Annotated in this window: 16 protein-coding genes; 2 read left to right on the top strand and 14 right to left on the bottom strand. The window is 38.2% G+C overall.

All coding sequences use genetic code 11. The features are described 5' to 3' along the window. Positions 1 to 159 precede the first annotated feature (159 nt). From B9A52_RS15920 to B9A52_RS15900, 5 genes are all read right to left on the bottom strand, one after another. Positions 160 to 666 carry a helix-turn-helix domain-containing protein gene (locus tag B9A52_RS15920; protein ID WP_084121411.1) on the bottom strand — a complete coding sequence of 169 codons (507 nt, stop codon included), beginning with the start codon at positions 664 to 666 and terminating at the stop codon, positions 160 to 162. A 168-nt stretch (positions 667 to 834) separates the two neighbouring features. Then, complete coding sequence (locus tag B9A52_RS15915; RefSeq protein ID WP_084121410.1) at positions 835 to 1209, bottom strand: hypothetical protein; 375 nt, start codon at positions 1207 to 1209, stop codon at positions 835 to 837. Positions 1210 to 1212: 3 nt separating this feature from the next. Continuing rightward, the gene (locus B9A52_RS15910; protein ID WP_084121409.1) at positions 1213 to 3636 is read right to left on the bottom strand and encodes a penicillin acylase family protein; all 2424 of its coding nucleotides are present in this window, start codon (positions 3634 to 3636) and stop codon (positions 1213 to 1215) included. Positions 3637 to 3762: 126 nt separating this feature from the next. Next, the gene (locus B9A52_RS15905; RefSeq protein ID WP_084121408.1) at positions 3763 to 4338 is read right to left on the bottom strand and encodes a DUF2911 domain-containing protein; all 576 of its coding nucleotides are present in this window, start codon (positions 4336 to 4338) and stop codon (positions 3763 to 3765) included. Positions 4339 to 4544: 206 nt separating this feature from the next. Further along, positions 4545 to 4757 carry a hypothetical protein gene (locus B9A52_RS15900; protein WP_084121407.1) on the bottom strand — a complete coding sequence of 71 codons (213 nt, stop codon included), beginning with the start codon at positions 4755 to 4757 and terminating at the stop codon, positions 4545 to 4547. Between the two features lie 660 nt (positions 4758 to 5417). Between B9A52_RS15900 and B9A52_RS15895 the strand changes: the two genes are divergently transcribed. Both B9A52_RS15895 and B9A52_RS15890 read left to right on the top strand, forming a co-directional pair. Then, positions 5418 to 5609 (top strand): hypothetical protein, encoded by a 192-nt coding sequence (locus B9A52_RS15895; RefSeq protein WP_084121406.1) that lies wholly within the window; start codon positions 5418 to 5420, stop codon positions 5607 to 5609. Between the two features lie 132 nt (positions 5610 to 5741). Beyond that, the gene (locus tag B9A52_RS15890; RefSeq protein ID WP_231955256.1) at positions 5742 to 6851 is read left to right on the top strand and encodes a 3-keto-disaccharide hydrolase; all 1110 of its coding nucleotides are present in this window, start codon (positions 5742 to 5744) and stop codon (positions 6849 to 6851) included. 189 nt (positions 6852 to 7040) lie between these two features. Here the strand turns inward: B9A52_RS15890 and B9A52_RS15885 are convergent, their stop codons facing one another. The 9 genes from B9A52_RS15885 to B9A52_RS15845 all read right to left on the bottom strand — a co-directional run bounded on the left by B9A52_RS15885 (position 7041) and on the right by B9A52_RS15845 (position 18099). Continuing rightward, positions 7041 to 7295 carry a VF530 family protein gene (locus B9A52_RS15885; protein ID WP_084121405.1) on the bottom strand — a complete coding sequence of 85 codons (255 nt, stop codon included), beginning with the start codon at positions 7293 to 7295 and terminating at the stop codon, positions 7041 to 7043. Positions 7296 to 7319: 24 nt separating this feature from the next. Next, positions 7320 to 8555, bottom strand: a complete 1236-nt coding sequence (locus B9A52_RS15880; protein WP_084121404.1) for an FG-GAP repeat domain-containing protein — start codon at positions 8553 to 8555, stop codon at positions 7320 to 7322. Positions 8556 to 8561: 6 nt separating this feature from the next. Continuing rightward, a complete protein-coding gene (locus B9A52_RS15875) occupies positions 8562 to 11624 on the bottom strand; it encodes a PVC-type heme-binding CxxCH protein (protein WP_084121403.1) in 3063 nt (1020 codons plus the stop codon). A gap of 141 nt (positions 11625 to 11765) precedes the next feature. Then, positions 11766 to 12629, bottom strand: a complete 864-nt coding sequence (locus B9A52_RS15870) for an agmatine deiminase family protein (protein WP_084121402.1) — start codon at positions 12627 to 12629, stop codon at positions 11766 to 11768. An 83-nt stretch (positions 12630 to 12712) separates the two neighbouring features. Further along, entirely contained in the window at positions 12713 to 14557 is a 1845-nt protein-coding gene (locus B9A52_RS15865; RefSeq protein WP_084121401.1) for a hypothetical protein, read from the bottom strand. A gap of 124 nt (positions 14558 to 14681) precedes the next feature. Beyond that, entirely contained in the window at positions 14682 to 15488 is an 807-nt protein-coding gene (locus tag B9A52_RS15860) for a metallophosphoesterase family protein (protein ID WP_084121400.1), read from the bottom strand. 25 nt (positions 15489 to 15513) lie between these two features. Further along, complete coding sequence (locus B9A52_RS15855) at positions 15514 to 16230, bottom strand: DUF3307 domain-containing protein (protein ID WP_084121399.1); 717 nt, start codon at positions 16228 to 16230, stop codon at positions 15514 to 15516. After that, complete coding sequence (locus B9A52_RS15850) at positions 16227 to 16871, bottom strand: SatD family protein (protein ID WP_084121398.1); 645 nt, start codon at positions 16869 to 16871, stop codon at positions 16227 to 16229. Before B9A52_RS15850 ends, B9A52_RS15855 begins: the two co-directional genes overlap by 4 nt. 148 nt (positions 16872 to 17019) lie before the next feature. Next, the gene (locus B9A52_RS15845) at positions 17020 to 18099 is read right to left on the bottom strand and encodes a DUF1573 domain-containing protein (RefSeq protein ID WP_157370179.1); all 1080 of its coding nucleotides are present in this window, start codon (positions 18097 to 18099) and stop codon (positions 17020 to 17022) included. Positions 18100 to 18114: the final 15 nt, after the last annotated feature.

Genomic DNA, 18114 nt, shown 5'->3' with positions numbered 1-18114 from the left:
AATCCCTTTCTATGATTACAGGCTTGCAAATTAATCCAAATCCATGTAAAAATGTCATAATTGAATGACATAACTTTTTGAATCTATTACAGCTTCGCCCTTTCAGTCACATTTTTAGGAAATGTGCCTAGCAAAAATGTCACCAAAAATACCCCCGAACTATTTCTTATATAGAACTAGCTCTTCAGAAGAATTACAATTTCCGTTTAGATTGAATTTTACTTTTCTTTCTATCAGCTGTTCAATTCTTGTCCCCAAATGGTCCAGGTAATCTTCATTGAGTTCTTCTCCTTTGATCAGAACCTCAATGGTACCTGAGTCAATTCCCTGTGCATAATCTCCTGTAAGTACCACTTCATCTACGTCTCCCATCCGATCAAGAACAGTTTCAAGTAACCTATCAAAACCAAGATACTTACGGATGAGATCCTGCAAATTGAAAAAAAGGGGATGCTTTGGATTTGCTTGATATTCAATTCTGTTTTTTTCTGCCACCTTTAGCAAAAAACCGGCTTCACTAAGGTTGTTCAGTTCCTTTCTGATAGCATTGGTGGATTCACCAAATTCTTCAGCCAACCCCCTCAAGTGTCCTTGATTTTTGGAATTGCTAAAGAATTTGATCAAAAGCTTTAACCTGGTTTTTGATGTGATGAGGTAATCGAGCATAAAAGTGACTGGCACAAAACGAGCAACAAAAGTACTCGTACAAGCAATAAAAGCAAAATATTTTTTATTATTTTAATCAGAATCTTACATCCTCAATTTTATTGTATTTTTTATACAAAATATAAGCTAAAAAAAAGAATGTTTTTGAAGGCAAGTCGAATTTTATAATCAAGTTCTGTATGCTCCTGAATCTTTTTTTTGAAAAATCCTATTTAGCATCCCTCCTGTTAATCCACTAAAGGACCCAATAATGAATCCTACCAATCCTGTAATAAACCATAATAGGTTATCATTGGATAATCCCATCAATTCTGATATAGATTTGGGCAATTCTGATTGCGTATCAACAGAAATCCAAATCGATAAGACAAGCCAAACTAATCCAAATGAGAATCCTGAACCAAAAAATGATATTGAAGGCGAAGCGCCAGTCAAAAATGAAATAATGGCTACCAATATCATCAATCCCCAATAAGGTATATATGGACCGATGAAATAAACCGTAACTCCTACAAGACTTAACAACAGCAGAAATTTTTTCATATATCAATTACTAAATATAGTGGTAAACAGCACATTATCATTCTCTTGTTCGGATCTCAAATCAAAATTGACATACTCGCCATTTGCCCATTTTTTGAGAAAATTATCATAATATTTACTTCCGGGATTACCGGATTGTCCCCCGGGATATATCCCATAAGCTTTGACTTTTTCACCCATTTCAACGACCATTCTCCAGCTTGCACCATTCCTTTCACTTGTTGCATTCAGGACACCGCTGGTTCCTCCCGTGTAAACTTTATACTTACTAAATGACTTGAAATTTGGCACCAAATGAACAACGGATGTTCCTTTGAAATTTGCCCAAGTATAATCCTCTTCTTTTTCTCCCCATTCATTCATCTCAGCAACCATCAATTCAAAACTTTCCCAAACAAGGTCGGCAGCTGTTTCGGTTTTATCAGTTTCCGGATTATCGAAAAGAATATCTTCAGGACTGTTTTTCAATAATAAAGTGGTCTGATATTTATTTGGAAATTCTATTGGTTTACCCTCAATTTTCCATTTAGCCCATAGTAATTTATAGAACTGTTCCCACCAAGTCTTAAACAATGCGGGTTCTTCCTGATTTGGGAAAGTATTAAAATTCCATTCTTTCAATTGGTCAAGGTATTTTTTTGAAACTAAATCCAAATTTCTGACTTTTTCCTCAGGCAAATTACTGATCAAAAGCGGAAGTGCTTCTGCAGCATGGAGGTGGTAATTGTCAAATTGAAGTAACATCATATCCTCAATGGTAATCTCTTTCATTTCTTCCAGCCTGCTGTTAAGCCTCCTGTTTCGATAATGCTCATATTTACTATCAAACACATAATAGGGATAGGAAGCATCAACAGCATGCTGGTTGGCAGAGGAAACAAAACCTCTTGAAGGATTGAGGGTTGCGGGATTATGCTCATTGGGAATAAATTCCTTCCATTCAAAATCGGGATTATTCCCATCCATCAAAAACTTACCCTGACCTTCCCATTTCAAGGGGAATCTACCCTGTACTTTCATGGCAATATCCCCACTGCGGGAAGCAAAAACAAAATTTTGGGCCGGGGAAGTGTAATAATTCAAAGCTTCCAGGTAATCGTCATGATTCTTGGCTTTATTCAACATCAAAAAGGTTTTCTGTTCATTTGATTCCATGTGCGCTGTCCATTTCAAAGAAAAATTAACGTCCTGCCTTTCAGACCTGAACGTCCTGTCATATACTACAGGACCATGATGGGTGTAAACAACTGAATCAATATAGTCAGCTTCGCCTTTAATTTTAATTTCCTCTATTCTAAAAACACTTTGGATCCATTGGTCATTATATAAGTATTCGATTCTGTCCTTATTTTTGAACTGGATTGAATACCAATCTCTTGTATCTCTAGTGGCATTGGTTTCACCCCAAGAAATATTTTCATTAAAACCTGAAATGATTCCCAATGCACCCGGGAGTGTTGCACCTTTAACACTATGAGTGGGTGAAGTAAGCTGCATAGCATACCATAAAGAAGGTAAATTAAGCTTTAAATGGGGATCGTTGGCCAGAATAGGATGACCGTTTTTCGTTTTTGAACCTGAAACGGCCCAATTATTTGAACCTACACCTTCTTCAGGCTGAGGCAATGGATTCACAAAAATATCCTGATCGGGATATTGGATATTCTCCGGGGTTGCTATATTCAAAGGTTCGAAATCCCAAACTTTCTCTGATTCAATAATTGGATCATTTTGCTCCGGGAACTGTGGATATAGCTTATCCATCAATTCCTCTCCAATCAGATTTCTCAGGTTGGTATATTCTAAATCCTGATCTGATACCAACATATCTGCCATATATTTCAATAAGAGAATGGATTTATATGGACTCCACTGCTCGGGCCGGTAGTCCAGAATCTTATATTCTACCGGAACTCGGGATTCATTCAGATTATCAATAAAATGATTGACGCCTTCTGAATAGGCTTCAAGTAACAAATAAGTATCAGGGTGATTTTTCTGCAAAAATGGCAGGGAGATTTCAGCACTATATGGCAGTCCTTTTCTTCTGGTCATTCTATCCAATTCCAAAGCAATTGGACCGACAATTTCTGAAATCCTTCCTGCAGCTGCCATGGTTTGAAATTCCATTTGCCAAAGCCTGTGCTTAGCAGTAATATATCCTTGAACCCTATACAGATCTTCTTCATTCTCAGCAAAAATATGAGGAATCAGATTTTCATCATAAGTGACTTTGACAGGTCCTTTAAGCCCCTTCATGCGGACTTTTTCTTCTGGAATTTGATCCTCACTGTAGGCATTTTGCCAAAAGCCGTGATTAGGATCCAATAATTTTCCTATTGGTGGTACCGACCCAAATTGCAAAGATAATACCACACCCAAGAAAAGCGTGATTGAAAAGGAAATGAAGAAACCAATATAGCGCATACTAAATCTGTTAAATAATCATGGTTGAAATCACCTTAATAATCCGAACAAACGGTTAGATCTAAAAAACCAAAAAATGCAAAAAGCCCTTCAAGTATTTAAAGGGCTTTTTGCATTCCAAACACATTATTGAATAACAATAGGCAATTTTAATTTTTCCCATCTTACCACTATACCTGGTGATTCGATAGCTATGCTCAATTGCTCTTGACTTTCATTTTCCCATTCAGGAGTTGATTCCACTCTTAAAACATCGTTTTCTTCTTTGTACTGAAAATGACCATGTTCCAAATCCCATTCTGAATTGAAAATAACTGTCCACTTACCTGAAGCTTTAGGAATTGTAAACAAAGAATACCTTCCTGCAGGAAGAAGATTCCCTTCTACTGTGACATCTGAACTGAAATCCACGTAAGTGGATTCATTCGCTCCTGTCCTCCATACTTCATTATATGGTACCAGATCACCCCATATTACTCTTCCCTTAACTGATGGAGCTCCATATTGAATCATTAATTTTGAATTTCCAGCTGTGCCCTCCAAGGTTCTTAAAGGACTGGGCCGGCTTTCTTCAGCAGGTTTTTCTTCCATGGACGTTTCCTCTGATTCAGTGGTTTCTGTTGTTTTTTCAGCACCACATCCAAAGAAAAGCATTGTTCCAGCTGCAAAGACAGCCAACATCAACAAGTTTAATTTTTTCATAAAGTTGTAATTTTTGAATTCGAAGATAAATATTTTTTTTCCAACAAAAATAAAATCCTATTAAATTGAATCACCAGAGTTTATTTATTCAGTTAATTAGCTGCTAAAGATTTCATTAGATTTTCCCAAAACAAAAAAAGCCCCATTTTCACAGGACTTTTTTATCTTTCGGCTTTTATAAACCAACAAAAACCACTTTCAATACATTAAGCTATTGCTTTTCTATTTTCATTGCTGAAAGATTTCCAATAAAAATAAATAAATCCTGCTTGTGGAATTAACAATAACAAAACATTGGGAACCATTGCGCCTGATGCAGAACCAATTTCAATACCAGCGGATCTGAATAATGTCAGGATTCCCACAACCGCAACAAGTGCAAATAAATTTGCAACAATTAACTTTGTTTTATTTTTCATAACAATAAAATGGGTGATTAGGGGGTGATTAATCAAAAATTTTAATCCCTTATCAGATGTATTCAAGCATCAACACCTAACAAAAGATGCTCTAATATGATACATTAAATAACAATTTCAAACTCGTTCCATCCCTAATTTTCTTTAAATTTTAACCTGAAAATGAGCTATTTAATCAGTAATCGTTTATACAAAGCAATTATTGTAAATCGATTAAAAAAAATTGTATTTCACCAAAATATCAGTTGGTCTCAAAAAATGAAAAAAAATTGAGATGTAAAGAAATTAATTCTTTTTAAAAGAGCATCCCAACTGAAAAGAATAAACCAGTCACTTAGTTTTTCCATTTTTATTTATATCCCTTTACATTAAAAACAATGAAATCTTTTCAAGATTGTAGGTACAGTTATTTTGATCAGATTATTTTTAGGATATTGTAATACGCGAGCATTGGAAAAAAATGAAAGACTCGCGGAATACATGATACGGCAAGTTGAAACTATCCCGGTAGTGTTGAATAAATAGAAATAAATTATTCTATTCTGAACAAACAGTGACCGATTTCGAACATTAAAATATAACAGATAAAGCCTGAATATCTATATGAACACGTTTCCTGATATGGCACCACAATTGCGCTAATTCTTAAAAAAACAAATTATGGTAAGCTTTCTTCTTTGGTTAATCTTGATTGTATTATGTTGGCCATTGGCTTTATTGGCATTGATTTTATATCCTATCGTTTGGCTGATTTTACTTCCTTTCAGATTGTTGGGATTTGCTATTGACTTATCCTTTTCTTTTATCAGAAACCTGGTAATGCTGCCCTTTACTTTGATAGGTAAGGTTTAGATGCTGAGCCCATCACAATTTTTCATTTTATTCCTTAATACTGATCGCTATTGGGGATATATATCAACGTAAAAGTTTCCATTCATAGGATTATTCTTTAATTTAAAATTCGAAATAAAAATACTAAAGTCTATGAAAAAAATGGTTTCTCAATTCGGATCATTTTTCGGCAACATTGCCCTACTATTGATGTTATCTGTTGGCACAACTATCGCACAAGTTGAATCAGAAAATATGAAAGGACCCCAAATCAACCTTGAAAATCCCGAATCAAGGACTTTGGAACATAATGGTAAGAAAATCATCATTCCATCGAGTATCAAAGATCAGACGGTTACAAGTGATAGGTCTTTCAGAATAGGCTATAATTTGCTCAGTGAACCAAAGGACTTTATTGGAAGATGGAACCTGACTTTGGATATGAACGGAAAAGAAATCCCTTCCTGGCTTGAAGTCAAACAATCCGGTCTAGGTGTATTGGTTGGTTATTTTGTCGGTGACCATGGCAGTGCCCGTCCTATTTCCGTTATAAATTTTGAAAATGATAAAATCTCATTCAGCATTCCTCCTCAATGGGAAAGTGGCAACAAAGACCTGGTATTTGAAGGAGTATTGTCAGGGGATAAACTTACAGGAACCATTCAATATCCAAATGGTGGTCTGTTCAAATATGTCGGAGAAAGAGCTCCATCCTTGGCAAGAGACCAAAATCCTACTTGGGGTAAACCCATCAATATCTTCAATGGCAAAAACCTCGATGGTTGGCATGCTGACAAATCTGAAAACCAATGGGTAGTAAAAGATGGGATCTTGAGCAGCCCTAAAACAGGAGCTAATCTGATAACAAATGAGAAATTTGATGATTTCAAACTTTTGGTTGAATTCCGCTATCCTAAAGGAAGCAATAGTGGATTATACCTCAGGGGCAGGTATGAATTACAGATCCAGGATGATATCGGCCAAGAACCTTCAAATATTCTTTATGGAGGAATCTATGGTTTCTTGACACCCAACGAAATGGCTGCCAAGCCGGCAGGAGAATGGCAGACTTATGAAATAACCTTGATTGGAAGAAGACTGACTGTAGTGGCCAATGGCAAAAAAATAATCAATGATCAGATCATTCCCGGAATTACCGGAGGTGCTTTGGACAGCAAAGAAGGATTACCCGGACCAATCGTGCTGCAAGGTGATCATGGACCAGTAGATTTCAGGAAGATTTTGATTACGCCCGGGAGGTAAATCGAGGGAATTAATATCTTCTGTTTCATCGAAAACAGTATCAAATATTGTCAAAGAGGCCTGAATCCCTAGGTTTAACCCAACATCTGTCATCCGACATAAATCCCTTAATCCTGTCCCCATTTCTTTGTACATTGTACTTGATACATTGTACCCAATTCATCCTTCATCTCTTATCCTTCAATCCCTCTACCTTCTCCTCTCCCTTTCCACAGTCTTTACATACAGGTCCTCCACCTTCTTCCTCGCCCATTCGGTTTTGCGTAGAAATTTAAGGCTGGAATTGATGGAAGGATCATGGGTAAAACAACGGATAGTTATTCTTTCTCCGAGACTTTCCCAACCATATTTGTTGACCAAATATTCAATCATATCAATCAACCTTACACCATGCAATGGGTTATTCGGCTGTGCTTTGGGGTCTAGGTTGTGATTGTTTTCCATTTTTCAAAAATAGGGATTAAATCACTATTGTTTTCTTTCCTGTTCAAAAACAAAAACTCCTTTTTTGTTGGCAATAATGATATCCACCAAATCATCCTTGGTAATATCTTCAGCAATAAGGTGAACACCCACTCCTGAATCATCATCAATCTGATGCCTGATCCAATTTGGTGAGGGGCCCGGAATAAATTCATACCAATACAGGTAAGGAGGATCAAACTCACCCGGATCAGTCCCCATGTGCGCAAAAAATCTTTTTCCGGTAATAAAATCCGGTAAGCCATTTGAATTGATATCTACAAAAGCCACTCCATGTGTTTGGGTGTAAGTACTGTCAATATGATGGGTCTTCCAGGAAACCTCTCCACTTTGATCTTTTATCTGTTGATGCCACCATACCCCCAATTCATGGGCTGAGGAGGATAAAACATCTTTTAGACCATCACCATTGAAATCATAAGCATACATCTGAGCAGAGGCTTCTCCGAGATTGGCAGGATGAAATTTCCAAGCCGGACTTCGGGGATCTTCAGGCGCCTCCCACCAACCTTCCTTGATAATGATGTCATTTCTCCCGTTACCATTCATATCACTGACACCCAATCCATGGGAAAATGGGGCTGAACCGGGACTATCTTTCCGACTGATAGTATATACCTTCCATTCAGGATTTTCAGCTGATTCAGGAGCTTTCATCCAAATGATTTCCCCTGTGGAAGAATTGCCCCCAATGATTTCAAGCTTTCCATCCCCATCTAAATCATAGAAACCAGCGGATTCATTTCCCAATGTGGGATAGATTGCATGGGATTTCCAAAAACCTCCCTCATTTTTCGGGTTTTCAAACCACATCACTTCCTTGCCGGGAAAACCTATTCTGACAAAATCCACCCAACCATCATGGTTGACATCCATTCCCTGACTCACAAAGGCATTGCTATACCCTTTGTCATACTCAAATTTCATGGGCTTGGTGAGTTCATGCAAGGTCCAATTTGGTGCTTCAAACCAAAATGCCCCGGCCATCACATCAATCAATCCATCCTGATTCACATCTCCTACTGCAACTCCTTCGGCTACAAAATCCTTGGTCAGGACATGTTTTTTGAAAGTTATCTGATCACCTTTGACCGCTTGAGGGGACTGTTGTTGGGATTGCTGATCATTACAGGACAAAACCGAAGTCAGCAAAAAAAGAAACAGAACAATCCTGTTTTTTGATTTGGTCAAATTCTTTTGGTTGGTATTTTGGATTTTCATTTCTTCTTATTTGATATTCAATAAATAGACAAGTAATCCGTCAAACTCTTCTTTTGATAGGCTTGTATGAAAGTTATCCGGCATCAAGGTGTATTTGGAAGGAAGCATTTCTTTGATTTCCAATCGGGAAACGGTAAACTCTTCCCCTACCTGATTGGCCAATACAACGGTTTGTCCCTCTTCCCTTCTAAAGAGACCTGAAACTGTCTGACCATTTTTTAGGCTGATGTTGTAGGTTCTGAAGTTTTCTGAAATATTTCTGTTAGGATCCAGGATTTTGGTGGCTAAAGCAGTTTTCCCCCAATTGCCCACGCCATCCAATTGTGGTCCGATCAATCCGCCTTTTTTATTGATTTGATGACACAAACTACAGTGGCTTTCATAAATATGCCCCCCATCAACCTGGCTATTACCTGGATCAAATTCCTCTAACCTGCTTGCGATCAACTTTTCCCTTTCCTCAGATATGGGAATCAAGTTGGCTGTTAATTCCTCATAAACTTTCAGTTGTTCTTGAGAAATATTGGCCAATAAGGGTTCTTCTACAGATCTGGCTTTTAATAGCCTTGCAGGAGCATGCCCGTTTTTTATCAAAGTCATCAATTGAGTTTTTCCCTGAGGACTCTTTACCAATACTGAAGCGATGGACTCTTGTAATTCTGGAGGAGAATTTTTCATGGATTCGCCAAGTAAATTCCTCGTACTGTTATCATCCCGAGTACCCAAAGCAGCCACAAATTTCCTTTTGGTGCTGATTTCTTCATCTCCATCAAAAATTCTTTCTGCAATTATTTCTGAACCCTCTACAGGATTTAGCTGCATGATAGCCAATGCTGCAGAAGACCTCACGTCCTCACCGGCTTCTTTTGTTTTAATCAATTTCAAAATTGAAGGCGACAAAGCTACCATTTTATACCTGGAAGCTACACCATTGGCATACACAAGCCTTTGTTTATCAAGATCGGTCCAAGACAGGGATTTTGGAATATCAAACAGAATTTGACTAGCCAAACTTTGGTACCATGATGCAAAGGAAGAAGGCTCTTTCATTCCCCTTTGAGTCAGACCTTGATCTGTGGCCATGGCCCATTGATATGCTTCCTCAGGCTGCGAATTCACGGTTTTTTTGATCCATTCCAGTAATCTACCCAAGTTAGCAACATCAACACTTCTTGCTATTGACTCAGTAAAGAGGATACTTTTTTCTTTTGGTTGATTGTAGGACTCCACATGGGCCAAAAGAAAATTACCGGCTTCGGACAAATTCAGATCAGAAGCTACAAGCGCTATCAACCTTGCCTCCTCTTCGTTCCAGCTTTCATTTATGGCCATTTGTAAAATCTCCTTTTTTTGCAAATGGTTGGAAAGTGCCATCAAAGCCGTATATGCCAAATGACTGTCATAAGAAGGCACTTTGGTGTGAAGTGTCACCAGAGCTTTGTAGCTTTTGGGGTCGGGATGCCTGCTGAGCATTTCAGCTGCCGCCCTTTGGACATGGGGATCTGAATCGGATAAATCCCTAATTCCCCAAGAAAGTTGCTTCTCTGATAAGTGGAGATAGTTTGCCATTAATTTATAGGCGTGTACCCTGACCCTCCTATCCTCATGTTTGATGGCCGATTCCAAGATATCTTCCGGCAAAGCTTCCAATCTGAATAAAGCCCAAATTCCCTGAATATACTGGACAGGACTGGTTTTGGGATCTTTAACCAAGTCCAAAAGCTGGGGTACAGCCGATTCTCCTAACCTATCCACCAATTCATCTGTTGCCGTCATTCTGATTTGAAGGATTGGATTGCCCATACCCGCTATCAATTCCTCTCTTTTGGCTTTTGACCAGTCGGTTATGGGTCTTTGATTTCCCTTGTATGTAATCTTCCAAATCCGTCCACTTACCCGGTCTCTTCCAGGATGATCCAAAGGAACCTCATAATGCCCAATAATACGGTTGTAAAAATCAGCGACATACATCGCACCGTCGGGACCGATTTTGATATCCACTGGTCTGAACCAAGGATCTTTACTGACCAAGAAGTCCTCTTGCTTGATGGCTGTTGGTGTACTTCCGTTAAACTCCATGGTATTTCTGCTGATTCGGCAGGTGACCACATCACCAGAATAAAAACTGTTTCTAAATTCCTCCGGAAACTGATCGTCAGTATAATAAACCAATCCGGAAAGTGCTGTTGATTTGAGTCCATAATCCATCATTGTCGGTGCAAAACCCATATTGGGTTCTTTCTTGCCCCATTGCGAATAATTCCCTCCCCAGATCAGCTGAAAAATCGGTAATGTATGGCAATCAGCAGAATAGTGATATCCCATTTCATCATGATCAGACCCAAAAGGATTGATACGTCCGTCGGTTGTTTTTTCAACTCTGCTGCCATCTGCCTTAAACCTGAAGGTATTTCCTGATACCATTCGGATGGAATCCCTGTCTTTACCTGCTACGGTAGAAATATTGGAAAACCCATGCGAAGCATGTATCCAACCATCAAAGCCTCTAAACAGATTATTGACCATACCATGGGTATCCTTATGCTCAAATTCACCCAAAAGAATTTCCCTTTGGTCCGCAATATCATCTCCATTGGTATCCAAAAACTTGTATACATAAGGAATGGAATAGCCTATTGCACCCCCTTTGATGGGTACAATCCCGATGGGAATATTCAAGTCATTGGCAAAGTCCTGGATTTTATCTGCCTTACCATCTCCATCGGTATCCTCTAAAATGGTGATTCTGTCTTTTCCCCCGCCATCACCTGCCGCTATGGGATATTCAGAAGATTGGGTCACCCAAAGTCTTCCTTTTTCATCAAAGGCCATGTTGATGGGTTTGGTAATATCAGGTTCTGAGGCAAAAAGTGTAACTTCAAAACCTGGAGGAAGCATAAAACTAAGTCTTTCCTCTTCGGGAGTCTGGAATTTGGATGTCCTTACATGTTCTGCATAGATATCAGTTTCATCGCCCGTCTCTATTTCTTCAGTGGGAGAATTCTGACAACTCTGGAATAGGAATACAGTAATCAGAAGGATTAAATTGGGTTTGATTGTAAACTTCATAGGAATGACCAAAAGGTAAAATTCTGATGCTAAGCTTACTAAACTTAATTTTAATTCTGAGAAGAAACAATAGACTCTATGGATATTGGGGTGAATATGGTGATGGGTGGATATTTGGATATTGGGATATTTGATATTGGATTAAGACCGAACCCTTGGGTCAGACTGCACTGTCCAAGTGACACAGTTCAACAAACCTCCATAATACCCGATTTCATTGAAATTGATGGTTTCAATAATCCGGTCTGGAAAAGTCTCCTTAAAAATATTTTTGATTTCTTTATCCCTATTTCCCTCCACTTCAAATATTGGAACCACAATCAAATTATTGACTTCCAAAAAATTTACATAACATCCGATGGCATTCGAAGGATGTTTTCTCAAGTGATATTCAAAAAATGGAATGTCGATATAATTCAGTCCTTTTTTTTCGAGCAGCACATTCATTTTCTTTGTCCAATACTGATATTCGAATTCACGGTGGTTTCCGATCAAAGTCATTTCATCCACAAAGCGGACCAACCCATCTGCATGACCTGTATAGTCCATTTTGACCTGAGGAATGATAATCACTTCGGTTTCCAACTGATTTTCAAGATCAGTGACCAATTTGACCTTGTCTGAGTAATCCGGATTTTCATCGAAAAACCTATCTGTCATAATCACTTTGTCTGACCAATTGACCACATTTCCTCCATCCAGAATAATATTGGATTTTTCAGCTTCAATGCCGTTTTCTAAACAGACAAAAACCGGATCAGTGTAATGTTCGGGATAAGGTCTTAGGTAGGAAGGTTCATACCGAAACTGAACAAATCGATCCTTTGTGACCTGTAGGGGCATATAATCACGGCACCAAATATCTTTGGCTCCGGAAAGAAAATGAAAAGGGATTTGGTTTTTGGTCAAAATAGACATCAACTCCTTACATGTTTCTGTAAATCTGGAATCACTGAGCAACAACTGTGATAGAAATACAGTATCGGTATCGGTACCTTTTATCATATAAGGGATTGGAGATTCAAATGAAAAAATATATCCCCAAAGGTAGGTATTTAATAATTAAGAATCCGGAAAGCAATGATTCATTACTTTATATCTGTAATGTTTAATGTGTCGTTATGGTGGATCAGTACCAGAATTTGCTTGATTCCTTCAAATGAGGTAGCCTCCAAATTGATGTTTTGTTCCATGTCGACTGTTCCAACATAAACCATCCTATGGGCTGTCAATAAGGCTCTTATGGTATTGGCATCCGTTAGCAATTCTTTAGGAATATGCCTGCCAACTTCCAATAGCTGGAATTCTGCACCTTCTGCGTAAGCCAATTCCGAAAATAACAAATCCAGGTTTTTCTGAAAAGCAATCTGCGCAATATACCTCGCAGAAAGCTTATGTGACAATACGGTATTACTTCTCAGCACTTTCCTACTTAGAAGCTGTTCCGTTACAGGATCATTCAGAATACTGACTATTTTTGAAAGAAATGCTTGGTTTTTTTGGTTAGAAGAAATAAGTAACATAGTCAGCCTGAATCCTAGTTCGTCATTCAAATTGATGATGATATTATCAAAATTCCCTTCATGTAATCTTTTCAAAAATTTGGGCTCAAAATAGTCCGAAGGATTTTTAAATACAAAAGAGGCTTCTTCTAAAGCTGCCAAACTAGACACATCGATAAAATCATGAATGTTTCCCAATGGCCAAGCATCACCAATAACGCAAATATTCTTACTGGCGACTTCATTAGGTGCCAGAATATGTGGGCTTTTTTGAATCTCAACAGACATCGAAACGGGAGTATATTTGATCTCTTTTATATTGGTAGTCAAAAACAACAACCAATCTGTCGATTTTAGGGTTTCTCCAAAAGGGCAAAGATTAATTTGAAAGCGGCCTTCATTTGTCACACCCGAAAAACCCAGCAAAGTACCGCCTTCAAAACTCAAAAGCAGCTCTTTAAAGGATTTACCTGTCAACTTTCCTGTAGGGGAAAATCTTTTGGGGTCTACAAAATGAACGGTAGATCCATCGAAAGATAAGATTTCAAAAAATACTTTATAGTACACCACATCGACTTTTGCTCTGGAAAGGATGCTTCCAATCACATCACCCGGCGTTATCACGGCAAAAAATGATCCTGATTCTGTAGATGTCAATTCTTTGGCAATCCTGGCACAATCCGGATTATTTGATAACTCAATGGAGCATTTCAAAGGCCGCCTGTTTATATGTCGTTCTGAAAGATGTTGGAAAAATGTATGGTTGTTTGAAAGAGTAGTCAAAATTTTAAGATTGAAATTATCCGATTCAAAATCATTTTCAATATGATCCGGGAGTAAAATAACAATTCCGGACGCATTAAAAACAGAAAGTCTATCGAAGGTTTTGAATGCCAATACATCCCCTTGCCTCACAAAAACATCCAAATTCGACCATCGCTCATTCTGATATTGGGTACGGAAAAATTTTACCAATTCCGGATCGGAAAACAGCAAAATCACATCTTCAAATTCCCCCCTGTCCTTTGCCCTAATATTGAGTTGATCCAAAATCAGGGGCAATTTGACATTGAAATTAACAATGATGATATGACCTTTTTTCAGATAGGGAAGTGAACCGCTTTTGATGTTATCGATCAAAGTGGTCAATGCGGCAGACATTACTGAAATAATGAATGAGAACAATACCAACCCTATCAAAACCTGCACCAGACCTACTGTCAATTGTAACGGACCTTTGGCGTTTGCATAACTTGAAGGGTCAGCAAACAAACGATAACTTGTAGATAAATCCCCTAAGAAGGGTGATAGCAAGATAATTACAGAGGCACTTGCTATGAATATAGCAACCAACTGTACCGAAACCGGTGCCAAAGCAAATTTCTCTTTAGTTATAATTCTGCGAAGCTTTCTCCAAAAAAGTTTTGACATACCTGTTTATGATAGAAGAGTTTTAGGGTATAATTTCTAAATATAATAACCAGGAATCACTAAACCGCATAAGAAAGGAGTGAATAATTAAAGCCTCAAAAAATTTATCATTTCAGATCATAAATTAAAGCGTATGCCCACTCAATATTTTTCCATCTTTCATCGCCTTTAAATAGGTTACTGTTTTACCATCTTCCCCCACTTCACAAACGCGGTATCCCGGATTAGGAGACCCCCAACTGCCTCCAAAATGTCCTGACCAAAGATATGGCTTTTTACGGTTGAGCATGATGCCGTCCACATCATGGTCATGCCCATGAAATACCGCACGGACATTAGGATAGCTTCCTATCATTCCCAATATTTCATCACAGGCTACTCCATGCTTGGTCCAGTCATTTTGGGAAATATGGATAAAGATGAAAACATGGGAAAGCCCTTTGAAATCATCCAATTTATTTTTCAAAAAAACAGCATCCACACAAAGGTAGTCTCCCGCCTGATTGGAACTGTTGGCGAGTATGACTCCGAATTTTTGTTTACTGATAAAAGCATGGTCCGCAGGTATTCCCCAAATTTCTTCCCAATCGGTTTCTGAAATTCGGTCATGGTTTCCCTTTACAGGAAAATAAGGAACCTTGAGGGTGTCATATGCCTTTTTGACTTCAGGCATCCACTTGGGTTCATCATGGATTAAATCTCCATTGAAAACCACAAAGTCCACATTTTCTTCTAAATGTATGGCTTCAATCAAGGCTTTATGTGATTTTTCAAAGTCAGTATTGGGCTGACCAAAATGTCCATCAGAAGCAATAATGAATTTCAGATTTGTGTTAGCGGGAAAATGCATTTTCCCAAAAGTGATAAATGGCATAGTGGAAATGGCGCTGCTCAATACAGTCAGCTTTTTTAAGAAAGGTCTACGGTTCATATCTATCGCGTTATTTCAATCATTCTCAAAAGAATTCGGTCAGGTATTGAAAAGCCAAAGAGGTCAGAATGGCAAAACCAAAACTAAGCAATGTCCCTATCAGGATATATTCGGTCAGTTTTCGGTCCTTGGATTCTTTTAAGTCACCGAAGCGGAAAACAGACTTGGCGGTTATCAAAAAACCTACTGCCTCCCAATGGTCTGTGATGATGAATACAAAAACCAAAAGTCTTTCTAGAATTCCAATATATTTTCCGGCATTTGGAAGCGACTGATTTTCTTCGTCTATGATTTGACTTGACCACTTATACAAAAGCACATTCATGATGATCGAAACAGCAAAAATCAAAAAGACCAATGCGGTCAAATATGACCAAAACCTCATTGACTTCAGAAACTCCAACCATGAGGTATCAGGATAAATCCAAATCAATGTCAGGGCAACAATTACCAACACATGGAGGAATTGATCAAAAACAAACCAGAAAGTTTTATTGGTTGGTTTCTGAAAATACAACTTTGCCCAATCTATAAGAAAATGTGCAACTGTAATTCCTAGAGCTATAGGCCAGTACTTTAAGTCAAATAACAACAACATCACCAAAGCCCCATGTATCAAAACATGCAAATAAAGCTTTGATGATTTTCCTTTATTCTTTGTTTTGTCCTCAATCCATGATTTTGATTGAAGTAAAAAATCTCCAATTAAATGGGCCAAGAGGAGTTTGATAAATAGGATCATGGCAGAAGTTTTTTGAGTTTAAGTCTATAAACATTATCCAACTCCATCAATTCTTCAAAATATGCCCTTTTGAATCTTCCACTCACGGATTGTTGCTCGAGTTCAAGCATTGAGGCAATTTCAACTTGCTTAAGGCTTGGATTTTCCAATCCAATTGCCACTATCTCCGCCGCATTCACCGTCCAGTTATCCATTAAAATCAGGGCCAATTTAAACATCAGGTTGATCTCCCTGTCAAAATCTTCCCAATCTGATTTGATCATCAGGTTTTGTTCCTTTTTGCGAAGGAGTTCAAAAGCTTCTCCGGAATGAAAATAGGCAGATCCCGTCCGTGTTCCTATCGGTGTAAATTCATTTTGCTTTTCTCCGATCCCTATGGACATCCTGACATCTACTGGACCCATCCTTTTTTGTAATTGATCACCCGTTATGGATTTGATGGTCGCTTTGATCATAAAAGCCTTTCGTAAAGCATCCAATGGATCCAATTCTTCTAATTGAAAACTGTCTCCCCTAAAAATCTCCCATGTTTCGTTGACCCGTCCCCATTTTGAAAATAAGGATTGAATAGGAATCAGCCATTCCTCCTGATTGCCCAGACTCCTGGAATCAATGATATCTCCTGTTATAACTGCAAGCATAGCTCATCAAATATCGTTTTAATAAACGATAATTACAAATATCGCATTATTAGACGATATTTAACAATATCGCTTAATTAGACGATATTATTCATTCAAAAAAATTGAAGGCTATAAAGACAGGATTAGGAACAAAAAAGACTACTTACTATTTCACAGTACTTCTCACCACAATAGTTCTGACCGGATTAAGTGGGTCATTGCTAAAAACCGAAATATGTTTATGATCAATCCCCTTTCTCCCTTTGGGGTCAAAAGTAAATTTCAGATCTGTACTTTCGCCAGGTTCCAATATGTTGTTTTCCAATTCAGTTTGCACACAATTACAATTTGTTGAAACTTTCCGAATATGCAGCGTCTCCTTTCCGGAATTGGTAAATGTAACAGTCCTGCTGACTTTGGAATTGGCTGAAATATCCTTCAAATCTATTTCTGCACTTGAAATTTCCAATTTTGGCACTATGGACTCCATACTCTTCGGTACTGGGGAAAAATATTCATAGACCACGGACATGACCCTTAAATCAAGCTTTTGATCATCATTCAATCCCAACTGAATCCTTTCATCAAAATACCCCAGATCATTCTTGCTTTGGCCATCATAAGAAAGTATCAATAATCCTCTTTGGCTGGGCTGAAGATTTTCGGGCTCCAATGAAACCTGAAGATAGGCAGGAATACCTGCTTGAAGCTTTTCAAGTGAAACTTCCGTGCTACCAAAATTATGAACCTCCACATATTTTATTTTTGGTTCATTGGTAAAAACATTACCCATATTGATTGCAGAAAGCTTGAATCCTAGATTACCAATTCTATGGGGATAAGCCATCTCTATATTTTCAGGAATTGGCATATTGATACCTTCAAGATATAAAGTATCACCGTAGATATCCTGATTTGTTCTGATGATAATCACCTTGGAAAACTCTCCGCCCCTATGGTCCGGATCAAATTGTACTTTGATAGAGGCAATGCCTTCATTCATCAAGGTATCCTTTGAAAAATCCACTGTAGTACATCCGCAATCCGTAATCACATCGGTGATAAAAATCGAATCCTGATGTGCATTGACAGCAAAAAACTCCGCCTGTACAGGACCTTTTTCTTCCAAAACAGCTCCGATGTCAATCTTTTTTTGTTCCCATGTCAGGGTTTTCCTTTCAAGTGTTTGAGCACCAAGGGGTAAACAAATCAGCACCAAAAGGGCTAAAGCAAGGCTTTGAAACATGCAATTCTTCATATG

The organism is Aquiflexum balticum DSM 16537 (genome assembly GCF_900176595.1).
Taxonomy (GTDB): Bacteria; Bacteroidota; Bacteroidia; order Cytophagales; family Cyclobacteriaceae; genus Aquiflexum; species Aquiflexum balticum.
This window is presented reverse-complemented; position numbering and strand designations above follow the sequence as displayed.

Excerpts from the sequence above, each read along its gene's own strand:
- B9A52_RS15920 (WP_084121411.1), bottom strand. The coding sequence starts at position 666 with ATGCTCGATTACCTCATCACATCAAAAACCAGGTTAAAGCTTTTGATC.
- B9A52_RS15915 (WP_084121410.1), bottom strand. The coding sequence starts at position 1,209 with ATGAAAAAATTTCTGCTGTTGTTAAGTCTTGTAGGAGTTACGGTTTAT.
- B9A52_RS15910 (WP_084121409.1), bottom strand. The coding sequence starts at position 3,636 with ATGCGCTATATTGGTTTCTTCATTTCCTTTTCAATCACGCTTTTCTTG.
- B9A52_RS15905 (WP_084121408.1), bottom strand. The coding sequence starts at position 4,338 with ATGAAAAAATTAAACTTGTTGATGTTGGCTGTCTTTGCAGCTGGAACA.
- B9A52_RS15900 (WP_084121407.1), bottom strand. The coding sequence starts at position 4,757 with ATGAAAAATAAAACAAAGTTAATTGTTGCAAATTTATTTGCACTTGTT.
- B9A52_RS15895 (WP_084121406.1), top strand. The coding sequence starts at position 5,418 with ATGGTAAGCTTTCTTCTTTGGTTAATCTTGATTGTATTATGTTGGCCA.
- B9A52_RS15890 (WP_231955256.1), top strand. The coding sequence starts at position 5,742 with ATGAAAAAAATGGTTTCTCAATTCGGATCATTTTTCGGCAACATTGCC.
- B9A52_RS15885 (WP_084121405.1), bottom strand. The coding sequence starts at position 7,295 with ATGGAAAACAATCACAACCTAGACCCCAAAGCACAGCCGAATAACCCA.
- B9A52_RS15880 (WP_084121404.1), bottom strand. The coding sequence starts at position 8,555 with ATGAAAATCCAAAATACCAACCAAAAGAATTTGACCAAATCAAAAAAC.
- B9A52_RS15875 (WP_084121403.1), bottom strand. The coding sequence starts at position 11,624 with ATGAAGTTTACAATCAAACCCAATTTAATCCTTCTGATTACTGTATTC.
- B9A52_RS15870 (WP_084121402.1), bottom strand. The coding sequence starts at position 12,629 with ATGATAAAAGGTACCGATACCGATACTGTATTTCTATCACAGTTGTTG.
- B9A52_RS15865 (WP_084121401.1), bottom strand. The coding sequence starts at position 14,557 with ATGTCAAAACTTTTTTGGAGAAAGCTTCGCAGAATTATAACTAAAGAG.
- B9A52_RS15860 (WP_084121400.1), bottom strand. The coding sequence starts at position 15,488 with ATGAACCGTAGACCTTTCTTAAAAAAGCTGACTGTATTGAGCAGCGCC.
- B9A52_RS15855 (WP_084121399.1), bottom strand. The coding sequence starts at position 16,230 with ATGATCCTATTTATCAAACTCCTCTTGGCCCATTTAATTGGAGATTTT.
- B9A52_RS15850 (WP_084121398.1), bottom strand. The coding sequence starts at position 16,871 with ATGCTTGCAGTTATAACAGGAGATATCATTGATTCCAGGAGTCTGGGC.
- B9A52_RS15845 (WP_157370179.1), bottom strand. The coding sequence starts at position 18,099 with ATGTTTCAAAGCCTTGCTTTAGCCCTTTTGGTGCTGATTTGTTTACCC.